This window comes from Klebsiella sp. 7-CIP_Kleb. (assembly GCF_050378655.1).
Taxonomy (GTDB): Bacteria; Pseudomonadota; Gammaproteobacteria; order Enterobacterales; family Enterobacteriaceae; genus Klebsiella; species Klebsiella quasipneumoniae.
On sequence record NZ_JBNRLJ010000002.1, the window covers coordinates 1011521 to 1034788 of the forward strand.

Here is a 23268-nt window from a genome sequence, read left to right on the forward strand (position 1 = left end):
ACAGCGGTGCATTTGATGTAACGTTTTTGCACCACGACAGGCCGCCCAGCCTTCGCTGCCTGCTGGTGGTGCATCAGGCGCTGAGCGACTCTTCTCTGGCGCTGGCCGCCAGCTCTTCACCAGCCAGCTGTAGCTGATACATCTGCCAGTAGCGGCCTTTCGCCGCCAGCAGCTGCTGGTGGTTGCCCCGCTCGACGGCCTGACCACGATGCAGAACCAGAATGGTATCCGCCTCGACGATGGTCGACAGCCGATGGGCGATAACCACCAGGGTGGTATGCTGGCGAACCTTCGCCAGCGCCTGCTGGATCGCCTGCTCGGTACCGGAGTCGATGTTTGCCGTCGCCTCATCCAGAATCAGTACCTGCGGGGTGTCCACCAGCACGCGCGCCAGCGCCAGCAGTTGCTTCTGTCCGACGGAGAGATTATTGCCCTGCTCGCCCAGTTGGGTGTACAGGCCGTCGCTCATGCTGCGCGCCACCGCCGCCAGCTGCACCGCCTCCAGCGCTTCCCAGACCTGGGTTTCGCTGATGTCCCGGCCCAGTGCGACGTTGGCATAGAAGGTATCCGCCAGCACCACCGGATCCTGTTGCACCATCGCGATGCCCCGACGCAACGCGCTGTGGCTAAGAGAAGCGAGCGGCCGGCCATCGATGCGGATCTCCCCGTGGGTTAACGGATAATAGCCCATCATCAGACTGGCGAGGGTACTCTTCCCGCTGCCGGTATGCCCGACCAGCGCCACAAAGCTGCGGGAAGGGATATCCAGCGTGATATCCTGGAGGACCAGACGATCCCCGCGGTAGGCGAAGGAGAGATGGTCGATTTCCACCCGACCGCTGCTCAGCGGCGCGTCATCGGCGCCCCACGCCTGGCGCGGACGGTCCATCAGTTCGAAAACGCGTTCGCCGGCGACCACCGCCTGCTGCAGCATCGACTGCTGGGTGGTCAGCTCAATGAGCGGCTCGTTAAGGCGCCCGAGATAGCTGATAAACGCATACAGGACCCCGACCTCAATCGTGCCCGCCGCGCTAAAGCCGAACAGCATCAGCAGCCCGCACAGCACCAGCGAGGAAAAAAGACTCAGCAGCGGACGCAGCAGAAAACCGTCGAGGCGTAGCGTCTGCATCCGCGCCAGGTAGTGGGCGTAGCTGGCCTCACGCATCCGTTCGCCAAAACGCGCCTGCTGGCGGAACTGCTGAATGACCCCCATGCCGTTGATCACTTCGTTAAAGCCATCGTTGATGTCGGCAAGCCAGGCGCGCACCCGGCGCACGATCGGCGTGCTATAGCGCTGATAAATGATCATCACGATCAGCACCGCCGGGAAAATCGCGATCGCCACCAGCGCCATCCGCCAGTCGAGGCTAAACATCGCCACCAGCATCGCGCCGATCAGCGCCGCGCTACGCAGCACCGTCGCCACTACCGTCACGTACAGGTCGCGAATGACTTCCGTATCGTTGGTTACCCGGGAGATAAGCTGCCCGACCGGCTGAGTATCAAACTCGCTGAGCGGCTGATGCAGGGCGGCATCCATCACATCGCTGCGTAACTGCTGGACCACGCCAACCGCGGCGCGGTTAAACAGCAGCGACTGGCTATAGTGCAGTAACGCCGCCAGCAGCTGCAGACCGATATAGGCTGCCGCCAGGCCTGCCACCAGCTTCAGCGGCAGAGTATGTTTCGCCACCATATTGTCGATGAAATAACTGATAAGCAGCGGACCGCTCACCTCTGCCGCCGCCGCGATCCACATCATCGCCACCGCGATGGCCAGCGGCTTACGCCACGGTGAACCATAGGCCAGCAGGCGTTTAAGCGTCGGCCAGAGTTCGGTAAAGCTACGCATCCAGGACCTCCTCTTGCTCCTGGGGAACCTCGTCGAGCGCGGCCTCCAGCTGCTGATAGCGATACATGTCGCGATACCAGCCTGGCTGCACGGCCAGCGCCTCATGGCGGCCGCGCTGGGCAATATGTCCGTGCTGCAGCACCAGAATTTCACTGGCCTCGGTCAGCGCCGACAGCCGGTGGGCGCTGATGATCACCGTCCGGCCCTCTCCCCACTGGCGCAGGTTATGCAGGATCTGGTGTTCGGTGCGACCATCCACCGCCGATAAGGCATCATCCAGGATCAGAATTTCGGCCTCCAGCAGCAGGGCGCGGGCAATAGAGATACGCTGTTTCTGGCCGCCGGAGAGCATCACGCCGCGCTCGCCCACTTCGGTATCGTACCCCTGGGGCAGACGCAGAATGTCGTCATGCACGCTGGCCAGCCGCGCCACCCGCTCAATCTGTTCCGGCGTCGCGTCCGGTTTTCCCAGCGCGATATTATTGGCGACGGTATCGGAGAATAAAAACGGCGTCTGATTGACCACCGCCAGCCGTTCGCGCCAGCTGTCGAGCTGCAGACGCGGTAGCGGCAGATCGTGAAAGCGGATCTCGCCGCTGGTGACGTCAAAATGGCGCTGCAGCAGGGCCAGAATGGTGCTTTTGCCGGCGCCCGTCGGCCCGCAGATGCCCACCATTTGCCCCGGCTGAAGGGTAAAATTAACCTGTTCCAGTGAAGGTTTGCTCGCCTGCGGATAGATGAAATCGCGGATAGCGACCTGCAGGACGCCGCGGCCTGCCGGCACCGTTTCGGTCCCGTCGTCCACCGCCGGCGCCTCTTCGAGCAGGGTGCGGATACGACCATAGGCCGCGCTACCGCGCTCCACGATGTTAAACATCCACGCCAGCGCCAGCATCGGCCAGATCATCAGGCCAAGGTACATCACGAAGCTGGTCAGCTGCCCCAGCGTCAGGCTGCCGTGGATAACCATCCAGCTGCCGCCGCCGATGGCCAGCAGGTTCGCCGCCCCGATGGCGATATAGATGGTGGGGTCGAAGCGCGCGTCAATTCGCGCCACGCGCATATTTTTCGCTCCGGTATCGGCCGCATCGGCGGCAAACTGCGCCGACTGGCGATCCTCCAGCCCGAACGCCTTAATCATGCGGATGCTGGTCAGGCTCTCCTGCGTGCGATCGTTGAGGCTGGAAAAGGCCGCCTGGGCGACGCGAAAACGTTCGTGAAGGGCATCGCCGTTGCGTTTGATCGCCAGGGCCATCAGCGGCATCGGCAGCAGCGCCAGCAGGGTGAGCTGCCAGCTAATCTGCGTCGACATCACAATCAACACCGCACAGCCCATCACCAGGGAATCCACCAGGGTTAACACCCCTTCACCAGCGGCAAACACCACCCGGTCCACGTCATTGGTGGCGCGGGCGATAAGATCCCCGGTGCGATGGCGCAAATAGAACGCCGGATGCTGGCGGCTCAGCTGCCGGTAAAAGTCTTCCCGCAGTTCGACCGCCAGCTGGTAAGAAGCGCCGAACAGCAGCACGCGCCAGACATAGCGCAGCAGGTAGACCATCACCGCGATCAGCACCAGCGCGCCGATCCACATCCACACCTTCTCCGCGGTGTAATGTTGTTGCGTCACGCCGTCGACCACAATGCCCACCACCTTCGGCGGAACAAGCTGCAGGACGGCAATAATGGCCAGCAGGGCAATTGCGCCAAGATAGCGGCGCCACTCCCGGCGGAAATACCAGCTGAGTTGTGCAAATAATCGCAAGCAGTAAAATCCTGATTTGTTATGGGTTACGGCGCAATACCGTTATTCGACAGGCAAGGCGGTGGTGTATTTTATCTGTTCCATGGCAAAACTCGAAGTGACATCCGACAGCCCCGGCACGCTGTTCACCAACCGTTTATAAAAGTCGTCATAGCGCTTCATATCGGCCACCTGCACCCGCAGCAGATAGTCATACTCCCCCGCCATCCGCCAGAAGCCGAGCACTTCAGCCATCTGCGTCACTTCGCTCACAAAATGGCAATACCAGTCGCTGCTGTGATGCTGGGTCTTGATCAGGACAAACGCCGTCAGCCCCAGCCCCACCTTTTCCGCATCCAGTAAGGCGACGCGCCCGCGGAGAATACCCTCATCCTCGAGTCGTTTCAGGCGTTTCCAGCAAGGGGTCGTGGTCAGATTAACGGCATCGGCCAGCGCCTGCAAAGAGAGGGTGCAATCTTCCTGCAGCAGCGCCAGCAGCTTACGGTCAATTTTATCTAACATAAGGCCACCAGAGAGAATAATTTACTCCCGCAATTGTAATTGAAAGGCCAAATAGCAACAATTTTTCCCGCACAATCCGCTAAGCTGGGCACAAAATGACAAACAGGAATCCGAGATGAATAGCGCCTGGGTAAAACACGCCATTAGTGAAATTAACGCCGACTATCAGCGTTCCGCCGATACACACCTGATTCGCCTGGCGTTGCCTGGTTTTCCGGGGATCCCGATTTATCTGAAGGATGAAAGTACGCATCCGACCGGTAGCCTCAAACATCGTCTGGCGCGGTCGCTGTTTCTCTATGGCCTGTGCAACGGCTGGATCAAAGAAGGTACCACGATTATCGAATCGTCTTCGGGTTCGACTGCAGTTTCTGAGGCCTATTTCGCCCGCCTGCTGGGGCTGCCGTTTATCGCCGTGATGCCCTCCTGCACCGCCAGACGAAAAATCGAACAGATCGAGTTCTACGGCGGACGCTGCCATTTTGTGCAGAGCGCCTGCGAAATCTACGCGGCTTCCGAAACGCTGGCGCGTGAACTGAACGGCCACTATATGGATCAGTTTACCTTCGCCGAGCGGGCCACCGACTGGCGCGGCAATAACAATATCGCCGACAGTATTTTCCGCCAGATGAGCCATGAGCCGCACCCGCAGCCGTCGTGGATCGTGATGAGCGCCGGCACCGGGGGGACCTCGGCGACCATTGGCCGCTATATTCGCAGCCAGGGTTACGAGACGCAGCTGATGGTTGTCGACCCGCAAAATTCGGTGTTCCTCGATTACTGGCAGACCCGCGACGCCAGCCTGCGCAGCCCGATCGGCAGCAAAATTGAAGGCATCGGCCGCCCGCGCGTCGAGCCATCGTTTATTCCCGATGTTGTCGATGAGATGCTGCGCGTGCCGGATGCGGCGAGCGTGGCCACTGCTCTGTGGCTGAAAACGCAGCTTGGCCGAAAAGTCGGCGCCTCGACCGGGACCAACATGTGGGGCGTGCTGCAGCTGGCCGCGCGGATGCGCGAGGAAGGACGCACGGGTTCCCTCGTCACCCTGCTGTGCGACAGCGGCGAGCGTTATCTGGAAAGCTATTACAACCCGCAGTGGGTGGCGGCCAACATCGGCGATATCGCCCCCTGGCAGGCGGAGATCGCCCGGCTGGTCGGCAGAACATAAAAAAAGCCAGATAGAATGCTATCTGGCTTGCTGGAAGGGTCTCTCTATTCGGGGGAATAAGGAAGATCAGGATTATCCAGCCAATGCGTTAAAAAATGGGAGACCGCCTGATGCCGGCAGTCGCCAATAACCGGGAGATGCGGCAGCTCGGCTTTCAGCTGCGGCATCGCGTTGCCCATGATGAACCCCCGCCCAACGCTGCGAAGCATCTCGCGATCGTTCATCGCATCGCCGAAGGCCATGCACTCCTGTAGGGTGAGTCCCAGGTGCTGGCTCAGCCTCGCCAGCGCCGCGCCTTTATTGCAGCCAACCGGCAGCACTTCCAGACAGTCCATCGCCGAGAAGCAGAGAAACGCGCGCTGGCCCAGCGCCTCATTCAGTTGGATCCGCAGGCGGCGCAGATCGTCATGATCGCCGCAGAAGCAGATCTTGGTGACATGATGCGCCGACATACGTTTCGGATCGCACAGTTGATAGCGAAACCCGCTGAAGACATGCGCCTTCAGCAGCTCAGGTCTTGCCTGGCCGGTGAACCAACCGCCGTCATTAAACACGTGCATGCTGGCCCGGGTATCCCATCGACTATGCAGCACGTCTTCCGCTACCTCGGGATTGAGATCCTGACGGTACAGCTCCTCCCCTTCCAGCGAGTGGATGCGCGTCCCGTTGCCCGTGATCAGAAATGCGTCCAGGGAAAATTCACCCATCACATGGTGCATCTCCAGCGCATGGCGGCCGGTGGCGAACGTCAGAGTGATATCGCGTTCCCGCAGCCGTTTCAGCGCGGTGAGCGTCTTTTCTCCGAGACGATGGTCCGGCATCAGTAAGGTGCCGTCCATATCAAATGCTGCCAGTTTTGCCATGGTGTTTTCCCCGATGTGTGATGGGCTTCGCTTGTGTTGCAGTATCACCTGGGATATACGGAAGTAATAGTGAATAGATAATATAAATTGTTCCGGGTTTATTGCGGCCCGGTGGGCGACAGCGCTTATGCGACTCTTACACCGTTTAAACCAGTACCAGCGGCTGTGGCAGCCCTCTGCCGGGGCGCCGCAGCAGGTCACCGTCGGCGAGCTGGCGGAACGCTGTTTTTGCAGCGAACGCCACGTCCGTACCCTACTGCGTCAGGCGCAGGAAGCTGGATGGTTAAGCTGGCAGGCCAGCTCCGGGCGCGGCAAGCGCGGCTTGCTCTCTTTTTACAAAACGCCGGAACGTCTGCGCAATGAGATGATGGAGCAGGCGCTGCATAAAGGTCAGCAGCAAAACGCGCTGGAGCTGGCGCAGCTGGCCCCGGTGGAGCTGAAAGCCCTGCTCCACCCCTTTCTGGGCGGTCAATGGCAAAACAATACCCCGACGCTGCGTATTCCCTACTATCGCCCGCTGGAGCCGCTGCGTCCCGGCTTTCTGCCCGGACGCGCCGAGCAGCATCTGGCCGGGCAGATCTATGCCGGGCTGACGCGCTTCGACGAAGGTGACAATATGCCGATCGGCGATCTGGCGCACCACTGGCAGGTCTCCCCTGACGGCCTGCGCTGGCAGTTTTATATCCGCTCCACACTGTGCTGGCACAACGGCGATGCGGTGGAAACCGCACAGCTGCGGCAGCGCTTACTGCTGCTGCTGGAACTGCCCGCCCTGCGGACCCTCTTCGCCAGCATCAGCCGCATCGATGTCACTCACGCCCAGTGTCTGACTATCACGCTGCATCGTCCTGACTACTGGCTGCCGTTCCGCCTCGCCAGCTATTGCAGCGTGCTGGCCCATCCTGACGATCCGGCCATCGGCTGCGGACCGTTCCGCCTGAAGCGGTTTAGTCCAGAACTCGTCCGCCTGGAGAACCATCCTCGCTACCACCTGCGGCATCCGCTGATCCAGGCGGTGGAGTACTGGATCACCCCCCAGCTCTTCGATCGCGATCTCGGGACCAGCTGCCGCCACCCGGTGCAGATCACTATTGGCGATCGCGAAGAGCTGCATAACCTGCGCCAGGTCAGCAACAGCATCAGTCTTGGCTTCTGCTATCTGACCCTGCGTCACAGCCCTCGGCTTAGCAAAGCGCAGGCCCAGCGGCTGGTATCGATAATTCACCGCTCGTCGTTGCTGGATACGCTGCCGCTCGACGAGGATCTGATTACGCCAAGCCATGAGGTGTTGCCGGGATGGTCCATCCCGCAGGGGCCGGAAAACAGCGCGGTGCCGCTGCCGGCGAGGCTCACGCTGCTCTACCATCTGCCGGTCGAACTCCACGCCATGGCCGAACAGCTGAGACAGCGGCTGGCTGTGCTGGGCTGCGAGCTGACGCTGCTGTTCCATGACGCCAAAAACTGGGAAGGCTGCCAGCATCTGGGGCAGGCCGACCTGATGATGGGCGACCGCCTGATCGGCGAAGCGCCGGAGTATGCCCTGGAGCAGTGGCTGCGCTGCGATATGCTGTGGCCCAATTTGCTGACCGGGGCGCAATATGCCCATCTGCAGGCGACATTAGACGCGGTACAGGCGCAACCGGAAGCCCGCAGCCGCAACGATGCGCTGCGCAACGTATTTAACAGCCTGATGGAAGACGCCATCATGACGCCGCTGTTTAAATACAACTATCGGATCAGCGCCCCACCGGGAGTCAATGGCTTGCGCCTCAACGCCCGCGGATGGTTCGACTTCGCCAGCGCCTGGCTGCCGGCGTCGACGTGACAGAGCTGGTGGTGGCGGGCGTCTGGCGCTACCATATCGCCTTTACTCATTTAGTCAGGAATTGCCATGAAACGCGCCGTAGTTGTCTTCAGCGGAGGACAAGATTCAACCACCTGTCTGGTGCAGGCTCTGCAACAGTATGATGAAGTGCATTGCGTCACTTTTGATTATGGCCAACGCCACCGCGCGGAAATCGACGTTGCGCGCGAACTCGCCCTGAAACTTGGCGCCGTCGCGCATAAAGTGCTGGACGTTACCCTGCTCAATGAACTGGCGGTCAGCAGCCTGACCCGCGATAACATTCCGGTACCGGACTATCAGCCTGATGCCGAGGGCATTCCCAACACTTTTGTCCCGGGGCGCAATATTCTGTTTTTAACCCTGACGGCCATCTACGCCTATCAGGTAAAAGCCGAAGCTATCATCACCGGCGTGTGCGAGACCGACTTCTCCGGCTACCCGGACTGCCGCGATGAGTTTGTCAAAGCGCTGCACCACGCCGTCAGCCTTGGAATGGCGAAAGACATTCGCTTTGAAACACCGCTGATGTGGCTGAACAAAGCCGAGACCTGGGCGCTGGCCGACTACTGGGGTCAGTTAGATCTGGTGCGCCGGGAAACCCTTACCTGCTACAACGGCATTAAGGGCGATGGCTGCGGCCAGTGCGCCGCCTGCAACCTGCGCGCTAACGGGCTTAACCAGTATCTGGCCGATAAAGTCGGGGTAATGGCGGTGATGAAGCAAAAAACCGGGCTGACACAGGCATAGCCTCCGCAGAGGTATCTTCCAAAAGCTTCAGTTCAACTTCCCCGGTAGCGCTACGCTTACCGGGGCAAGGGGTTCATCACCTTCCGTGGGTCGAGGCGCGCCACCGCCCGGCAGGCACGCGACGGTTGTCAGCGCAAGTTCATCTGGTCGAGTTTCTCACGCAGTTCCCCTTGCAGCGGCAGCGCCTTCTGGGTTTTCAAATCGATACAGACGAAGGTAATCAGCGCATCGGCCACCACCTCGCCGTTGGGGTTGAGAGTGACCACCTGGCTGAGCGTGCCGCTTTTGCCGTTGAGTTGCTCCAGTTTGCTGCTCACCGTCAGCACATCGCCCAGGACCGCCGGACGGCGGTAGTTAATATTAATATTCACCACCACGAAGGCGATGTTTTTCTCGGTCATCCACTGAAATGCCGGACTCTTTTCCAGACCATCCCAGCGGGCCTCCTCAAGGAACTCCAGGTAGCGTGCGTTATTCACATGCTGGTAGACGTCCAGATGATAGCCGCGAACTTTAATTTGTGTCTGCATAGCATCAATGCCTTTCTGTTATTGTTGTTTATGAGGTAAGAGGTCACACCACTTGATGCAACCTCTTTATCCTGGCAAAAAATCACCGCTGTGCAAGCGCTGGCAAAAAATTTACAGCGTCAGATGGGATAAATTCCGCTCCACCAGCGCGCTGCCCATCCCTGGGACCTGCTTCAGATCATCAAGGGTTTTGAACGGTCCGTACTCCTCACGGTAGCTGACAATCGCCTGGGCTTTTTTCAACCCCACGCCATTCAGAGCCTGCGCCAGCTGTTCGGCGCTGGCGTGGTTAATGCTGACTTTGGTCGCCCCGTTGTCGGCCTCGCCGGGCTCCGCTTTCGCCTTCGCCGAAGAGGACGCCTGGACATGCTCTTTGGTTACCGCCGCTTTGCCGCTGGCGGGGGCAGCCAGCGCGCCCTGTGCGCCTACCGCGAAAACCAGAACGCCCGCGGCCATCAGTGCTTTTATTCCATATTTCATGCTGATATCTCCTTGTGTATAGACAGCAAGGTTACGATAGCGTCAGTACGGATGGCCGACAAAAGGCAAATCACAGAAATGGAAAGGGCCGCGAAAGCGGCCCTTGAGGATTACATGGTGTTGCGTATTTTTGCGAAACGACGCGAAATTACTGCTGCTGGTCGATGCTGTCGCCCAGCTTAATTTTCGCCGCCTTGCGCAGGTTGCTCATCAGCGCTTCGAAAGCGATTTGGGCATTGTTCTGGGTAATCCCCTGAACCATAGCCTTCTTCTGCTCTTCCGGCATGCTGCCTGCTTTCACTTCATCGAGCGCCACCAGCACCACATCGCCTTGCATGTTGCTGCCAACGCCATAGACCGGTTTGCCCTGCTGCGGCAGCGGCAGAGTAAATGCCAGCTGGCTCAGCGGATCCTGGCCGGTACGGGAAAGCGTCTGCGGTGCGCCAAAGCTCAGGCCAGCCGCCTTCATCGCCTCATCGCCTTTGCCGTCTTTCAGCGCCGCCAGCAGCTTATCGGCATCCCGCTTCGCCTGCTGTTCCGCTTTATTGTGCTTAACGATATCGCTAACCTGCGCCTTCACTTCGGCCAGCGGTTTCACCGCCTCGGCTTTGTGCTCGCTGATACGCAGAACAAAGGCGCGATCGCCGTCAACGGTAATGATGTCGGAGTTGCTGCCCGGCGCGCCGTTCACGCCGACCAGACCGCCGTTGAAGATAGCGTCAGCGACCGGTTTAAAGTTCAGCTCTTCCGGCAGGTTATCGCGGCCAAACCAGCCGGTTTCCACCACCTGCAGTCCGGCGACCTGCGCCGCGCCCGCCAGCGATTCATTATCGTTGCTGGCCGCATCGCTCACCTTCTGCTGCAGCGCATAGTAAGCATCCAGCGCTTTCTCCTGCTTCACTTTCGCCGCAATGTCATTGCGCACGTCAGCCAGCGGCTTGACCTGCGCCGGCTGGACGTCGTCCAGACGGGCCACCAGGAAGCCAACCGAGGATTTGATCACCCCGGAGAGCTGGCCTTTCTCTTTCAGGCCGGCGTCTTTCAGCTCAGGCACGGTAGAAGCATCTTCCATCCACCCCATATCGCCGCCGTTGCGGGCAGAGATAATATCGGTCGATTTTTCTTTTGCCAGCGTGGCGAAATCGGCGCCTTTTTGCAGCTCGGCCAGTACCGCTTTCGCATCAGCTTCAGTTTTAGTCTGAATCACGCTGTAGCGATTACGCTGCGGCTGAGTGAACTGATCTTTGTGCTGGTCATACCATGACTGAATTTCTTCGTCAGAGGCGTTTTCCTGCATGCTGGCGGCATCCATCTTGATGTAGCTCACGCGGAACTGCTCCGGCGCCATAAAACGGGCCTGATTCTGCTGCCAGAAAGCGTTGATTTCCTCATCGCTGGCGGTCTGTTTTGCCGCCAGGGCGTTGACGTTGATGGTCGCTTCGCGAACGACACGCTGCTGAGACACCAGCGCCGCCAGCTGATCGGACTCGCCGGGCAGCATGAAGTCGGTACCCGCAATGGCGTTAATCAGCTGCTGCGTGGTCAGCTGGTTACGCAGCGCCTGGGCGTACTGATCGGTGGTCATCCCCATCTGGGCGACAATACCGCTGAAACGCTGGTTGTCGAACTTACCGTTCGTCTGGAACGCCTGGGTCTGGAAGATCGCCTGCTTCACCTGCTCATCGCTGATGCTGAGGCCCAGCTCGCGGGCATACTGATCCAGAAGCGACTCGTCAATCAGGCGGTTCAGCACCTGCTGGCGCATGGTTTTCATGTAGTTTTCGTTCGCCGCCAGCTCGGAGAACTGGTCGCCAAGCTGCTGCTGCATACGGTTACGTTCGCTGGCGACGGCGTTTTCAAACTGCCCACGGCCAATCTCCTGGCCATTCACTTTTGCGGCATAGTTTTTGCCACCGCCAATCAGGTAACCACTCACCCCGGTCAAAATGAACGAGACGATAATGATACCGAAAATAATCTTGAGCACGACGCTGTTGGCGGCCGTGCGTAGGTTGTCCATCATGGTGTAACAACGCTCCGCTGTAGATGACTTTAGCTCGCGCAGCATAGCACGTGATGGCCGCCGCGCGTGAGGACGTATTTTGACAAGAAAACAGGGTGATTGTCAGCCCACAAGTGGCGATAAACACACATAAAGTGGTCTGAAAAGGCAATAAAAAAGGCACATCTCACGATGCGCCCTTGTACTTCGTCACATTCCCTGACGGGAAAGCCGATCAGTTCACCGCGTCTTTCAGCGCTTTACCAGCACGGAAGCCCGGCACTTTTGCGGCAGCGATAGTAATTTCTTTACCTGTTTGTGGGTTGCGACCAGTACGGGCGGCACGTTCTTTAACAGCAAAGGTACCGAAACCTACCAGCGCAACGTCATCCCCAGCCTGCAGAGATTCAGTAACAGAAGCGATTAAAGCATCTAACGCACGTCCAGCTGCAGCTTTAGAAATGTCCGCACCCGCAGCAATTTTGTCAATCAGTTGAGATTTATTCACTGTTCTCTTCCTCTCTTTATAATTTATATCGCACCAGAGTCCTTCATAGTGCGACCGCGCAGCAGTTATATCAGGACTGTCATGCCCTTACAACAGCAGTTGTCGATGACCCCCCTGCCAGCGATCTAAGTTAGCTACACAAAAAAAGGCTGGCAAGTCCGAAATGACTTACCAGCCCTATTTTTATTAGCGCAATTTGCGCAGAATCACTATTTCGCGGTCACAACCTGCATGCCAAACGGTTCGTTTTGCAGCGCAAGTGTCAGAACTTCCTCGATTCGTTTCACCGGATGGATATCCAAATCAGCGATAACGTTATCCGGAATTTCTTCAAGGTCGCGTTTGTTCTCATCAGGAATCAGAACAGTCTTAATACCGCCGCGATGCGCCGCCAGCAGTTTTTCCTTCAGACCGCCGATCGGCAGCACCTGTCCACGCAGCGTAATCTCCCCGGTCATCGCCACATCGGCGCGTACCGGGTTGCCGGTCAGGCAGGAGACCAGCGCCGTACACATGGCAATCCCCGCGCTCGGACCGTCCTTCGGCGTCGCCCCTTCCGGTACGTGGACGTGAATATCACGCTTCTCGTAAAAGTCGGCGTTAATCCCCAGCTTGTCCGCCCGCGAACGTACCACGGTCAGCGCAGCCTGAATCGACTCCTGCATCACCTCGCCCAGCGATCCGGTGTAGGTCAGTTTGCCTTTGCCCGGTACGCAGGCGGTTTCGATGGTCAGCAGGTCGCCGCCCACTTCCGTCCACGCCAGACCGGTCACCTGACCGACGCGGTTCTCGCTATCGGCGCGGCCATAGTCGAAGCGCTGCACACCGAGATAATCATGCAGATTCTCACCATTAATTTCGATGTGTTTCAGCGATTTATCCAGCAACAGCTGCTTAACGGCCTTACGGCACAGCTTGGAGATTTCACGCTCCAGGCTACGAACGCCCGCTTCACGGGTGTAGTAACGAATAATGCCGATAATGGCGCTGTCGTCGACGGTCAGTTCGCCTTTTTTCAGCGCGTTGCGTTCGATCTGCTTCGGCAGCAGGTGACGCTTGGCGATGTTCAGTTTTTCATCTTCGGTGTAACCCGAGAGGCGAATCACTTCCATACGGTCCAGCAGCGGCGCCGGAATGTTCATGGAGTTGGAAGTCGCCACGAACATCACGTCGCTGAGATCGTAATCCACTTCCAGATAGTGGTCGTTAAAGGCCACGTTCTGTTCCGGATCCAGCACCTCAAGCAACGCAGAAGCCGGGTCGCCGCGCATGTCGGAAGACATTTTGTCAATCTCATCCAGCAGGAACAGCGGGTTTTTTACCCCCACTTTCGCCATTTTCTGGATCAGTTTGCCCGGCATCGAGCCAATATAGGTTCGACGATGACCGCGAATTTCCGCTTCATCGCGCACGCCGCCCAGCGCCATGCGGACGTATTTCCGGCCGGTCGCTTTGGCGATAGATTGCCCCAGCGAGGTTTTACCTACCCCCGGCGGTCCCACCAGGCAGAGGATCGGCCCCTTGATTTTGTTCACCCGGCTCTGCACCGCGAGATACTCAAGGATGCGGTCCTTCACGCGCTCCAGACCATAGTGATCGGTATCGAGGATCTCCTGGGCCTGACGCAGGTCTTTCTTGACCTTACTGCGCGCATTCCACGGCACCTGCACCATCCAGTCGATGTAGCCACGCACGACGGTCGCTTCCGCAGACATCGGCGACATCATCTTCAGCTTCTGCAGTTCCGCTTCGGTTTTCTCTTTCGCCTCTTTCGGCATTTTCGCCGCGTCGATCTTGCGCTTCAGCGCTTCGTTTTCGTCCGGGGCGTCGTCCATCTCGCCGAGTTCTTTCTGAATCGCTTTCATTTGCTCATTCAGATAGTACTCGCGCTGGGATTTCTCCATCTGCTTTTTGACGCGGTTGCGAATGCGCTTCTCAACCTGCAGCAGATCGATTTCCGATTCCATCATCGCCATCAGATATTCCAGACGTTCGTTGACGTCGGACATCTCAAGCACGGACTGCTTGTCCGCCAGCTTCAGCGGCATATGCGCCGCGATGGTATCCGCCAGGCGCGCCGGATCGTCGATGCTGTTCAGCGACGTCAGCACTTCCGGTGGAATCTTCTTATTCAGCTTGATATAGCCTTCAAACTGGCTGATAGCGGTACGAACCAGCACTTCCTGCTCACGTTCGTCAATCGCCGGCGAGTCGAGATACTCCGCTTTCGCCGAGAAATGCTCGCCATTATCAGACAGCGCAGAAATGCGTGCACGCTGTAGCCCTTCGACCAGCACCTTCACGGTGCCGTCTGGCAGCTTCAGCATCTGCAAAATAGACGCCACGGTTCCAACGGTGAAAAGATCGTTTACACCCGGCTCATCCGTCGACGCTTCTTTCTGCGCAACCAGCATGATTTTTTTATCATGGTCCATGGCCGCTTCGAGGCAACGGATAGATTTTTCCCGCCCTACGAACAGGGGTATGACCATGTGCGGATAAACCACCACATCGCGCAACGGCAATACGGGGATTTCAATGCGTTCAGAACGCTCAGGATTCATAGAGCTCTCTCTTAGTTTAAAGTCCGCCAGGTAGCCGACGACGCCACACTTCACTGCATCGTCGTTAATATGTAATCCAGTATATGGGGATGTATTCCACACATTCAACGGCGGGAATGCAGGAAAAATAAAAGGGGAGATAAAATCCCCCCTTTTTGTTAACTGCTTGAGTGAAATGGCTAATTATTCGCCAGATGCCTGCTGCGCTTCCGGTTTGCCGTAGATCAGCAGCGGTTTGCTCTGACCGGCGATAACCGACTCATCAATGACCACTTTTTCGACATCTTCCATCGAAGGCAGATCATACATGGTGTCCAGCAGCGCCGCTTCCACAATGGAACGCAGGCCACGGGCGCCGGTTTTACGCGCCATCGCTTTCTTGGCGATGGCATCCAGCGCTTCGTCGCGGAATTCAAGCTCTGCGCCTTCAAGGCTAAACAGCGCCTGATACTGCTTGGTCAGGGCGTTTTTCGGCTCTTTCAGGATCTGGATCAGCGCTTCTTCGCTCAGCTCGTTCAGGGTCGCCACGACCGGCAGACGGCCGATGAATTCCGGAATCAAACCAAACTTGATCAGATCTTCCGGCTCGACCTGGGCCAGCAGCTCGCCTTCGCTCGCTTTGTCGGATTTCGCTTTAACCGTCGCGCCAAAACCAATGCCGGAGCCGGTTTCCACACGGTGGGAAATCACTTTGTCCAGACCGGCAAACGCGCCGCCGCAGATAAACAGGATCTTGGAGGTATCAACCTGCAGGAACTCCTGCTGCGGGTGTTTACGCCCGCCCTGCGGTGGAACGGCGGCGACGGTGCCTTCGATGAGCTTCAGCAACGCCTGCTGCACGCCTTCGCCGGAGACATCGCGAGTAATCGACGGGTTATCGGACTTACGCGAAATTTTGTCGATTTCGTCGATATAGACGATGCCGCGCTGCGCTTTCTGCACGTCGTAATCGCACTTCTGCAGCAGTTTCTGAATGATATTTTCGACGTCCTCACCCACATAACCGGCTTCGGTCAGGGTGGTGGCGTCCGCCATGGTAAACGGCACATCCAGCAGGCGCGCCAGCGTTTCCGCCAGCAGCGTTTTACCGGAGCCGGTCGGCCCGATCAGCAGGATGTTACTTTTACCCAGCTCTACGCCATTGCTGGTATCGCCATTGCGCAGACGTTTGTAGTGGTTGTATACCGCGACCGCCAACACTTTTTTCGCCTGTTCCTGACCGATGACGTAGTCATCAAGGTGGTGGCGAATCTCGTGCGGCGTCGGCAGCGCGCTGCGCTCGCGGTGCGGCGCAACTTCTTTAATCTCTTCGCGAATGATGTCGTTACATAAATCAACGCATTCGTCGCAGATATACACGGATGGCCCGGCGATCAGCTTACGCACTTCATGCTGGCTTTTGCCGCAAAAAGAGCAATACAACAATTTGCCCGATCCATCTTTGCGTTTATCTGTCATGAGTCCAAACCTCTTTTTAAGTTCTTTGTGCCGCACACGACGACGCAAATGCCATTCTCAGGCGCAAGCCGCCATATAGCGTTGTGCCGCCCTTCATTAGTATATACACAAAATCCTTCGCGCTACATCGCGGCGGTAGCGAAGCGACCGGCCGCCTGCCTGCCCGGCAAGCGTCCGGAAAAATGCCAACCGCTCAGCAAACGTGGCGAGAAGGATGAAGCGTAAAGCGGCACCCTTACGCCCAGGGCATCAATTACGATGGGTCAAAATAGAGTCGACCAGTCCGTACTCCACGGCTTCCGCAGCAGACAGGAAGCGGTCACGCTCGGTGTCACGCTCAATCTGCTCAAGAGACTGGCCGGTATGATGCGCCATCAGCTCATTCATGCGTCCTTTCACCTTCAGGATTTCACGGGCGTGGATCTCAATATCCGTCGCCTGCCCCTGATAGCCGCCCAGCGGCTGGTGGATCATCACGCGGGAGTTCGGCAGGCAGAAACGCTTGCCCTTCGCCCCGGCGGTCAGCAGGAACGCGCCCATGGACGCGGCCTGGCCCATACAGATGGTGCTGACGTCCGGCTTGATGAACTGCATGGTGTCATAAATCGACATCCCGGCGGTGATCACCCCGCCCGGAGAGTTAATGTACAGGTAAATGTCTTTTTCCGGGTTTTCCGCTTCCAGAAACAGCATCTGCGCCACGATCAGGTTTGCCATGTGGTCTTCGACCTGGCCGGTCAGAAAAATGACGCGTTCCTTAAGCAGACGGGAGTAGATATCAAAAGAACGTTCACCGCGTGAGGTCTGTTCAATGACCATCGGCACCAGGGCCATATGGGGTGCAAAGTTGTCTCGTTCGCCACTGTATGACATTTCCGTCTCCTGGAGTAATTTTAAAATACCTGCTGCACTGATTGTAACCTTACGGACGGATTATCAGCCACAGTTTCTATCCGCTGAACGCGTCACCGCCTCTTCAACACGCGTGCGATTGCGGATGCAGTTGCCTCCCTCGGTAATGGGGATGGCGTTGCCATATTTCAAGCATAACAAGCTTTTGCTGTAACGCTATCATGGTAAATGCGTTTTAGCACCGTGCCTGAGGCTATCATTAGCTAAAAAAAAACCCGCCGCCTTTCGGCAACGGGTTTTTGCCCGAACCTTGAACAATCGCGGCGAAATTACGCCTGCTGGTTCATCAGTTCGTTGAAGGAAGTGGCTTTTTCAGACACTTTGGCTTTCGCCAGCACGGCTTCAACAGCCTGCTCTTCCAGCGCCACGTTGCGCATGTTGTCCATCAGCTCTTTGTTCTTGCTGTAGAACTCAACCACTTCTGACGGATCTTCGTAAGCAGAAGCCATCTCTTCGATCAGGCCTTTCACGCGCTCTTCGTCAGCTTTCAGCTCGTTGGTGCGAATCACTTCGCCCAGCAGCAGGCCAACCACTACGCGGCGTTTAGCCTGCTCTTCGAACAGTTCGCGCGGCAGTTCCAGAGCCTGTTTCTCGTTGCCACCGAAACGCTGAGCAGCCTGGCGACGCAGCACGTCGATTTCGCTGTCGATCAGAGCTGTCGGAACGTCGATGTCGTTAGCTTTAACCAGACCTTCGATAGCCTGAGACTTCACGCGGTTACGCACAGCGCCTTTCAGCTCGCGTTCCATGTTTTTACGCACTTCAGCGCGCAGGCCAGCGACGGAACCATCTTCCACGCCGAAACGTTTGATGAATTCTTCGGTCAGCTCCGGCAGTTCACGTTCTTCAACTTTCTTCAGGTTGATAACGAACTTAGCCGCTTTACCTTTCAGGTTTTCTGCGTGGTATTCTTCCGGGAAGGTCACGTCGATGGTGAACTCGTCACCCGCTTTGTGGCCTTTGATACCGTCTTCGAAGCCCGGGATCATGCGACCCTGGCCCATCGCCAGTACGAAGTCAGAAGCTTTGCCGCCTTCGAACTCTTCACCATCTACGGAACCGGTGAAGTCGATGGTTACGCGATCTTCAGCGTCAACCGCGCCTTCTTTTTCTTTCCAGGTTGCCTGCTGCTTGCGCAGGGTTTCCAGCATGGTGTCAACGTCAGCGTCGGTCACTTCAACAACCGGTTTTTCTACTTCGATCGCTTCCAGACCCTGCAGTTCAACTTCCGGATACACTTCGAACTCTACCGCGTAGGTGAAGTCTTCACCCAGTTTGTATTCGCCCGGAACGTAGTTCGGCGCGCCGGCCGGATTGATTTTTTCTTTGATGATCGCGTCAACGAAATGACGGCTCATCAGGTCGCCCAGCACGTCCTGACGAACGGAAGCGCCATAGCGCTGAGCAACAACATTCATCGGCACTTTGCCTTTACGGAAGCCGTCAATGCGAACTTTTTTCGCTACGTTGACCAGCTCGCTTTTGACAGCATTCTCGATGCTGTCAGCGGCGATAGTAATCGTTACACGGCGCCCAAGGCCCTGAGTGGTTTCAACTGAAACTTGCATCTTGTTACCTCAAAAAAATCACAGTGCTCGGTCAACTCTGGAAGCGCGTGTAGGTGGCTTCGCAGAACCGGGATGCCCTCTTCAAATCAGAAACACATTCCCTGTCGTCAGAATCATCCCGAAGACATTCATATATAAGACGCGGCATTATAGCGGCATCACTTTTGTGAGTCGAGAACGGTTGTCGCCTGGTGCTGCGGCATTTTTCACATTTCCCGCTCAATTTTGTCCGCAAAAGCGCTGAGTTTGCGCATTTTCCAGGCAAAACAAAACGGCCCGTAGGCCGTTTTTGCTAAATCTGCAAGCAACATACTGGAAAAGCGCCAGCGGTTGCAAATGGGATTTCTAGGCGATGCTCCCCGCGCCGCGGCACGGCGGCGAGGCGAAAACCGTATCCTGTAGCGCTTCCCATTCTTTAATCGTGTAGGTGTGCAGCGCCAGGGCGTGCACCGTATTCGACAGCTCCTCGGTTAGCGTGCCGTAGATCATACGGTGGCGATTTAGGAAACGCTCGCCAGTGAAGCGATCGCTCACTAACACCACTTTAAAATGACTTTCAGAGCCCGCAGGGACGTTGTGACGATAACTTTCATCCACGACTTCGAGATACATCGGGTCGAACGCTGCTCTAAGTTTTGCTTCGATCTGTTCACGTATCATCATGAATTTTCTCCTCCGACAACGCTGAGATGCCGCCACTCCATTTAAATGTTAGCCGCTTTTACCGCTTCCATTAGGAGAAAACAACAAAAAATTAGCATTGTTCTGATATTTTCATTCAAAAGTATCACGTTTACTGGCTCTGGTCGCCAGATCCGCCGGGGAAAGAGCGATTAACCGTGGCGGGACGCTCAGAAAACCGCCAGGGCGATGGATTTACACGCGTTGCCACTTCCCCTTGCCGTTGGCAATGCTATGATGGCGGTAATTTTCCTTATAACAACACCATGCGTTGAGACCTGAACATGCTTAAGAAGATCCTTTTCCCGTTGGTCGCCATGTTTATGCTGGCAGGATGCGCCACGCCGCCGACCACCATTGAAGTATCGCCGAAAATCACGCTGCCGCAGCAGGATCCTAGCCTGATGGGCGTGACCGTCAGCATCAACGGCGCCGACCAGCGTCCGGACCAGGCGCTGGCGAAAGTGACGCGCGACAACCAACAGGTCACCCTTACCGCCTCCCGCGATCTGCGCTTCCTGCTGCAGGAAGTGCTGGAGAAACAAATGACCGCGCGCGGCTACATGATTGGCCCGAACGGCGCAGTCGATCTGCAGATCATCGTCAACAAACTCTACGCTGACGTCTCCCAGGGCAACGTGCGCTACAACATCGCCACCAAAGCCGATATCGCCATCATCGCCACCGCGGCAAACGGCACGAAGATGACCAAAAACTACCGCGCCAGCTACTCGGTAGAAGGTGCCTTCCAGGCCTCGAACAAAAACATCGCTGATGCCGTCAACAGCGTCCTGACTGATACCATCGCCGATATGGCGCAGGACACCAGCATCCACGATTTCATCAAGCAAAACGCGCGTTAATGCCACCACGAACCCGGCTTCCGCCGGGTTCGTGCTTTATGCTATGTCCAGTCACTACTTACGCATTTTTCAGCAGCCTAAATCAGCGATTTTGCTGATCCTCGGCTTCGCCTCCGGTCTGCCGCTGGCCCTCACCTCCGGTACCCTGCAGGCCTGGATGACGGTGGAAAACATCGATCTGAAAACGATCGGTTTTTTCTCGCTTGTCGGCCAGGCCTATGTCTTTAAATTCCTCTGGTCCCCGCTGATGGACCGCTACACGCCGCCGTTTCTCGGGCGCCGTCGCGGCTGGTTGGTGACCACCCAGGTCCTGCTTCTGCTGGCCATCGCGGCGATGGGTTTTCTCGAACCTGCCTCCCAGCTGCGCTGGATGGCGGCGCTGGCGGTAGTGATCGCCTTCTGTTCGGCGTCGCAGGATATTGTTTTTGACGCCTGGAAAACCGACGTTCTGCCAGCGGAAGAGCGCGGCGCTGGCGCCGCGATCAGCGTGCTGGGCTATCGCCTCGGGATGCTGGTCTCCGGTGGTCTGGCCCTGTGGATCGCCGACCGCTATCTCGGCTGGCAGGGCATGTACTGGCTGATGGCGGCGCTGCTGGTGCCCTGCATCATCGCCACGCTGCTGGCGCCCGAGCCAAGCGACGTTATCCCGGTTCCCCGGTCGCTGGAGCAGGCGGTAGCTGAACCGCTGCGCGATTTTTTCGGCCGTAACAACGCCTGGCTGATTCTGCTGCTCATCGTTCTTTATAAGCTTGGCGATGCCTTTGCCATGAGCCTGACCACCACCTTTCTCATCCGCGGCGTCGGTTTTGACGCCGGCGAAGTGGGAATGGTGAACAAAACCTTAGGCCTGTTCGCCACCATTCTTGGCGCCCTGTACGGCGGCGTCCTGATGCAGCGATTGACGCTGTTCCGGGCGCTGCTGATCTTCGGCCTGCTGCAGGGGGTTTCCAACGCCGGCTACTGGCTGTTGTCGATTACCGATAAGCACCTCTATTCCATGGCGACCGCGGTATTCTTTGAAAACCTGTGCGGGGGAATGGGGACGGCGGCGTTTGTGGCGCTGCTGATGACGCTGTGCAACAAGTCGTTCTCCGCCACCCAGTTCGCGCTGCTCTCGGCGCTGTCCGCGGTTGGCCGCGTGTACGTCGGGCCGATTGCCGGCTGGTTTGTCGAGGCCCACGGCTGGTCCACCTTCTATCTCTTCTCCGTGGTCGCGGCGGTGCCGGGGATCGCGCTGCTGCTGCTGTGCCGACAAACGCTCGAGCATACCCAACGCACGGCAAGCTTTATACCGCGTAGCGAATATCCGCAGGCCTATGCGCTGGCGCTGGGGATCCTGACGCTGGGCTGCCTGCTGCTGGCGGTATGGCTGGGTCTGCTGATCCTCAACGCGCTGGATTATACGTCGTTCAGCTTCCTGTCCGGCCTGCTGGAGGTTGCCGCGCTGACTGCCGTTGGCGGTATTTTGTTCGGCGGCCTGCTCGACTACCTGGCGCTGCGTAAAACCCACCTGATTTAAGGACGCTGCATCATTATTAGCCGTTGTAATTACGAAACGTAATTATAACGGCTTATTAACGCTTTTATATTGCCCGCCGCGCTATTTGTTGTTTTGTGCGTTTTTGTTTTCTGGAAATTATTGACAGTTTTCATTCGATTCTTTAAATAATTTAACCGATTCAGCTACGCCGTTTTTATTTCACGTTTCCACAATGTCTTTTATTTGATAATTAAATGTTAAACAATTGTTCTAATTTTTGGGTGGTTATGCCCATTCGCCGCTAAGTACACCTTTTCTTATCCCTTTCGTTATCGATCCCACGAAAATCAGGCTTTGCAAGCGATTACGTAACACTACGTAACATATGTGACAAACCAAGCAGAAGCCGCTAACACAGAACTGACAGAGATCCAATCATGTTTACAGTAATGCAACCTTACCGTAAAATGCCCATACACTTTAAACGCCACCAGATCCCGTGGAATTGAGGTCGTTCAATGAGACTCAGGAAATACAATAAAAGTTTGGGATGGATGTCATTAATCGCAGGTACTGTATTACTCAGTGGTTGTGATTCTGCACTCCTTGACCCAAAAGGACAGATTGGACTGGAGCAACGCTCTTTGATTCTGACGGCCTTCGGCCTGATGATGATTGTCGTTATTCCCGCCGTCTTGATGGCAGTAGGATTTGCCTGGAAGTATCGCGCGAGCAATAAAGATGCGAAGTATAGCCCGAACTGGTCACACTCCAATAAAGTGGAAGCTGTGGTCTGGACGGTACCTATTCTGATCATCCTGTTCCTGGCCGTTCTGACCTGGAAAACCACTCACGCACTGGAGCCAAGCAAACCGCTTGTCCATGACGAGAAACCAATCACCATCGAAGTCGTATCGATGGACTGGAAATGGTTCTTTATCTATCCGGAACAGGGTATTGCTACCGTTAACGAAATCGCCTTCCCGGCGAACGTACCGGTACACTTCAAAGTGACCTCTAACTCGGTGATGAACTCGTTCTTTATTCCGCGCTTAGGCAGCCAGATCTACGCAATGGCCGGGATGCAGACTCAGCTGCACCTCATTGCTGACGAAGCTGGTACTTATGACGGTATCTCCGCTAGCTACAGTGGCCCGGGCTTCTCTGGTATGAAGTTCAAAGCGATTGCTACCCCGGATCGTGCAACTTTCGATCAGTGGGTTGAAAAAGCGAAACAGTCTCCGAACGCCATGGACTCTATGGCCGCGTTCGAGAAAGTGGCTGTGCCTAGCGAATACAACAAAGTGGAATACTTCTCTAACGTGAAACCGGATCTGTTCAAAGATGTTGTGAACAAATTCATGTCTCACGAGAGCATGAACATGTCCAAACCTGAAGGCGAGCATGCCGCTCACGACGGGATGGAAGGCATGGACATGAGCCACGCGGAAACCGCTCACTAAGGGGCCGAGGAAGAAAA

At 56.9% G+C, this 23268-nt stretch carries 19 protein-coding genes; 6 read left to right on the forward strand and 13 right to left on the reverse strand.

Annotation, left to right across the window (positions count from 1 at the left end; translation table 11 throughout):
• Positions 1–73: 73 nt before the first annotated feature.
• Genes ACQUTI_RS12475 through ACQUTI_RS12485 form a run of 3 tightly spaced genes read right to left on the reverse strand, consistent with a single transcriptional unit; the run spans position 74 to position 4118 of the window.
• Positions 74–1852, reverse strand: a complete 1779-nt coding sequence (locus ACQUTI_RS12475) for a SmdB family multidrug efflux ABC transporter permease/ATP-binding protein (RefSeq protein WP_004204783.1) — start codon at positions 1850–1852, stop codon at positions 74–76.
• A complete protein-coding gene (locus tag ACQUTI_RS12480) occupies positions 1845–3617 on the reverse strand; it encodes a SmdA family multidrug ABC transporter permease/ATP-binding protein (protein ID WP_080841331.1) in 1773 nt (590 codons plus the stop codon). The genes ACQUTI_RS12475 and ACQUTI_RS12480 overlap by 8 nt, the downstream gene beginning before the upstream one ends.
• 42 nt (positions 3618–3659) lie before the next feature.
• Positions 3660–4118: an Lrp/AsnC family transcriptional regulator gene (locus ACQUTI_RS12485; protein WP_004204786.1), complete on the reverse strand. Its 459-nt coding sequence runs from the start codon at positions 4116–4118 to the stop codon at positions 3660–3662.
• A 115-nt stretch (positions 4119–4233) separates the two neighbouring features.
• Between ACQUTI_RS12485 and ACQUTI_RS12490 the strand changes: the two genes are divergently transcribed.
• Complete coding sequence (locus ACQUTI_RS12490; RefSeq protein WP_080841330.1) at positions 4234–5286, forward strand: PLP-dependent cysteine synthase family protein; 1053 nt, start codon at positions 4234–4236, stop codon at positions 5284–5286.
• 44 nt (positions 5287–5330) lie between these two features.
• Here the strand turns inward: ACQUTI_RS12490 and cof are convergent, their stop codons facing one another.
• Positions 5331–6149: an HMP-PP phosphatase gene (gene cof / locus ACQUTI_RS12495; protein WP_032455636.1), complete on the reverse strand. Its 819-nt coding sequence runs from the start codon at positions 6147–6149 to the stop codon at positions 5331–5333.
• A gap of 127 nt (positions 6150–6276) precedes the next feature.
• Between cof and ACQUTI_RS12500 the strand changes: the two genes are divergently transcribed.
• Both ACQUTI_RS12500 and queC read left to right on the forward strand, forming a co-directional pair.
• Entirely contained in the window at positions 6277–7974 is a 1698-nt protein-coding gene (locus ACQUTI_RS12500; protein ID WP_032455635.1) for an SgrR family transcriptional regulator, read from the forward strand.
• Between the two features lie 66 nt (positions 7975–8040).
• Positions 8041–8742, forward strand: a complete 702-nt coding sequence (queC, locus tag ACQUTI_RS12505; RefSeq protein ID WP_032421067.1) for a 7-cyano-7-deazaguanine synthase QueC — start codon at positions 8041–8043, stop codon at positions 8740–8742.
• Between the two features lie 128 nt (positions 8743–8870).
• Here the strand turns inward: queC and ACQUTI_RS12510 are convergent, their stop codons facing one another.
• The 9 genes from ACQUTI_RS12510 to bolA form a co-directional block, all read right to left on the reverse strand.
• A complete protein-coding gene (locus tag ACQUTI_RS12510; RefSeq protein WP_048323174.1) occupies positions 8871–9272 on the reverse strand; it encodes a YbgC/FadM family acyl-CoA thioesterase in 402 nt (133 codons plus the stop codon).
• Positions 9273–9383: 111 nt separating this feature from the next.
• Positions 9384–9752 carry a helix-hairpin-helix domain-containing protein gene (locus tag ACQUTI_RS12515; RefSeq protein WP_048294255.1) on the reverse strand — a complete coding sequence of 123 codons (369 nt, stop codon included), beginning with the start codon at positions 9750–9752 and terminating at the stop codon, positions 9384–9386.
• A gap of 148 nt (positions 9753–9900) precedes the next feature.
• Positions 9901–11775 carry a peptidylprolyl isomerase gene (gene ppiD, locus ACQUTI_RS12520; RefSeq protein WP_017898913.1) on the reverse strand — a complete coding sequence of 625 codons (1875 nt, stop codon included), beginning with the start codon at positions 11773–11775 and terminating at the stop codon, positions 9901–9903.
• Positions 11776–11989: 214 nt separating this feature from the next.
• On the reverse strand, positions 11990–12262 hold the full coding sequence (hupB, locus tag ACQUTI_RS12525; protein WP_002444653.1) for a nucleoid-associated protein HU-beta: 273 nt from the start codon (positions 12260–12262) through the stop codon (positions 11990–11992).
• A 209-nt stretch (positions 12263–12471) separates the two neighbouring features.
• Entirely contained in the window at positions 12472–14826 is a 2355-nt protein-coding gene (gene lon, locus ACQUTI_RS12530) for an endopeptidase La (RefSeq protein WP_004151336.1), read from the reverse strand.
• A 183-nt stretch (positions 14827–15009) separates the two neighbouring features.
• The gene (gene clpX, locus ACQUTI_RS12535; protein ID WP_002891807.1) at positions 15010–16284 is read right to left on the reverse strand and encodes an ATP-dependent protease ATP-binding subunit ClpX; all 1275 of its coding nucleotides are present in this window, start codon (positions 16282–16284) and stop codon (positions 15010–15012) included.
• Positions 16285–16533: 249 nt separating this feature from the next.
• Complete coding sequence (clpP, locus tag ACQUTI_RS12540; protein WP_002891804.1) at positions 16534–17157, reverse strand: ATP-dependent Clp endopeptidase proteolytic subunit ClpP; 624 nt, start codon at positions 17155–17157, stop codon at positions 16534–16536.
• A 308-nt stretch (positions 17158–17465) separates the two neighbouring features.
• Positions 17466–18764 (reverse strand): trigger factor, encoded by a 1299-nt coding sequence (gene tig / locus ACQUTI_RS12545; RefSeq protein WP_126494718.1) that lies wholly within the window; start codon positions 18762–18764, stop codon positions 17466–17468.
• 345 nt (positions 18765–19109) lie between these two features.
• Positions 19110–19427 carry a transcriptional regulator BolA gene (gene bolA, locus ACQUTI_RS12550; RefSeq protein WP_002891649.1) on the reverse strand — a complete coding sequence of 106 codons (318 nt, stop codon included), beginning with the start codon at positions 19425–19427 and terminating at the stop codon, positions 19110–19112.
• Positions 19428–19729: 302 nt separating this feature from the next.
• On the opposite strand from bolA, the gene ACQUTI_RS12555 reads away from it, so the two are divergent.
• From ACQUTI_RS12555 to cyoA, 3 genes are all read left to right on the forward strand, one after another.
• Positions 19730–20308, forward strand: coding sequence for a lipoprotein (locus ACQUTI_RS12555; RefSeq protein ID WP_004204800.1), 579 nt, complete (start codon positions 19730–19732; stop codon positions 20306–20308).
• A 43-nt stretch (positions 20309–20351) separates the two neighbouring features.
• A complete protein-coding gene (ampG, locus tag ACQUTI_RS12560) occupies positions 20352–21827 on the forward strand; it encodes a muropeptide MFS transporter AmpG (RefSeq protein ID WP_048323172.1) in 1476 nt (491 codons plus the stop codon).
• Positions 21828–22306: 479 nt separating this feature from the next.
• Positions 22307–23251: a cytochrome o ubiquinol oxidase subunit II gene (gene cyoA / locus ACQUTI_RS12565; RefSeq protein ID WP_004204802.1), complete on the forward strand. Its 945-nt coding sequence runs from the start codon at positions 22307–22309 to the stop codon at positions 23249–23251.
• The last annotated feature ends 17 nt before the right edge of the window (positions 23252–23268 follow it).

Coding starts and splice junctions, on each gene's coding strand:
- ACQUTI_RS12475 (WP_004204783.1), bottom strand. CDS start 1,852: ATGCGTAGCTTTACCGAACTCTGGCCGACGCTTAAACGCCTGCTGGCC.
- ACQUTI_RS12485 (WP_004204786.1), bottom strand. CDS start 4,118: ATGTTAGATAAAATTGACCGTAAGCTGCTGGCGCTGCTGCAGGAAGAT.
- ACQUTI_RS12490 (WP_080841330.1), top strand. CDS start 4,234: ATGAATAGCGCCTGGGTAAAACACGCCATTAGTGAAATTAACGCCGAC.
- cof (WP_032455636.1), bottom strand. CDS start 6,149: ATGGCAAAACTGGCAGCATTTGATATGGACGGCACCTTACTGATGCCG.
- ACQUTI_RS12500 (WP_032455635.1), top strand. CDS start 6,277: ATGCGACTCTTACACCGTTTAAACCAGTACCAGCGGCTGTGGCAGCCC.
- queC (WP_032421067.1), top strand. CDS start 8,041: ATGAAACGCGCCGTAGTTGTCTTCAGCGGAGGACAAGATTCAACCACC.
- ACQUTI_RS12510 (WP_048323174.1), bottom strand. CDS start 9,272: ATGCAGACACAAATTAAAGTTCGCGGCTATCATCTGGACGTCTACCAG.
- ACQUTI_RS12515 (WP_048294255.1), bottom strand. CDS start 9,752: ATGAAATATGGAATAAAAGCACTGATGGCCGCGGGCGTTCTGGTTTTC.
- ppiD (WP_017898913.1), bottom strand. CDS start 11,775: ATGATGGACAACCTACGCACGGCCGCCAACAGCGTCGTGCTCAAGATT.
- lon (WP_004151336.1), bottom strand. CDS start 14,826: ATGAATCCTGAGCGTTCTGAACGCATTGAAATCCCCGTATTGCCGTTG.
- clpX (WP_002891807.1), bottom strand. CDS start 16,284: ATGACAGATAAACGCAAAGATGGATCGGGCAAATTGTTGTATTGCTCT.
- clpP (WP_002891804.1), bottom strand. CDS start 17,157: ATGTCATACAGTGGCGAACGAGACAACTTTGCACCCCATATGGCCCTG.
- tig (WP_126494718.1), bottom strand. CDS start 18,764: ATGCAAGTTTCAGTTGAAACCACTCAGGGCCTTGGGCGCCGTGTAACG.
- bolA (WP_002891649.1), bottom strand. CDS start 19,427: ATGATGATACGTGAACAGATCGAAGCAAAACTTAGAGCAGCGTTCGAC.
- ACQUTI_RS12555 (WP_004204800.1), top strand. CDS start 19,730: ATGCTTAAGAAGATCCTTTTCCCGTTGGTCGCCATGTTTATGCTGGCA.
- ampG (WP_048323172.1), top strand. CDS start 20,352: ATGTCCAGTCACTACTTACGCATTTTTCAGCAGCCTAAATCAGCGATT.
- cyoA (WP_004204802.1), top strand. CDS start 22,307: ATGAGACTCAGGAAATACAATAAAAGTTTGGGATGGATGTCATTAATC.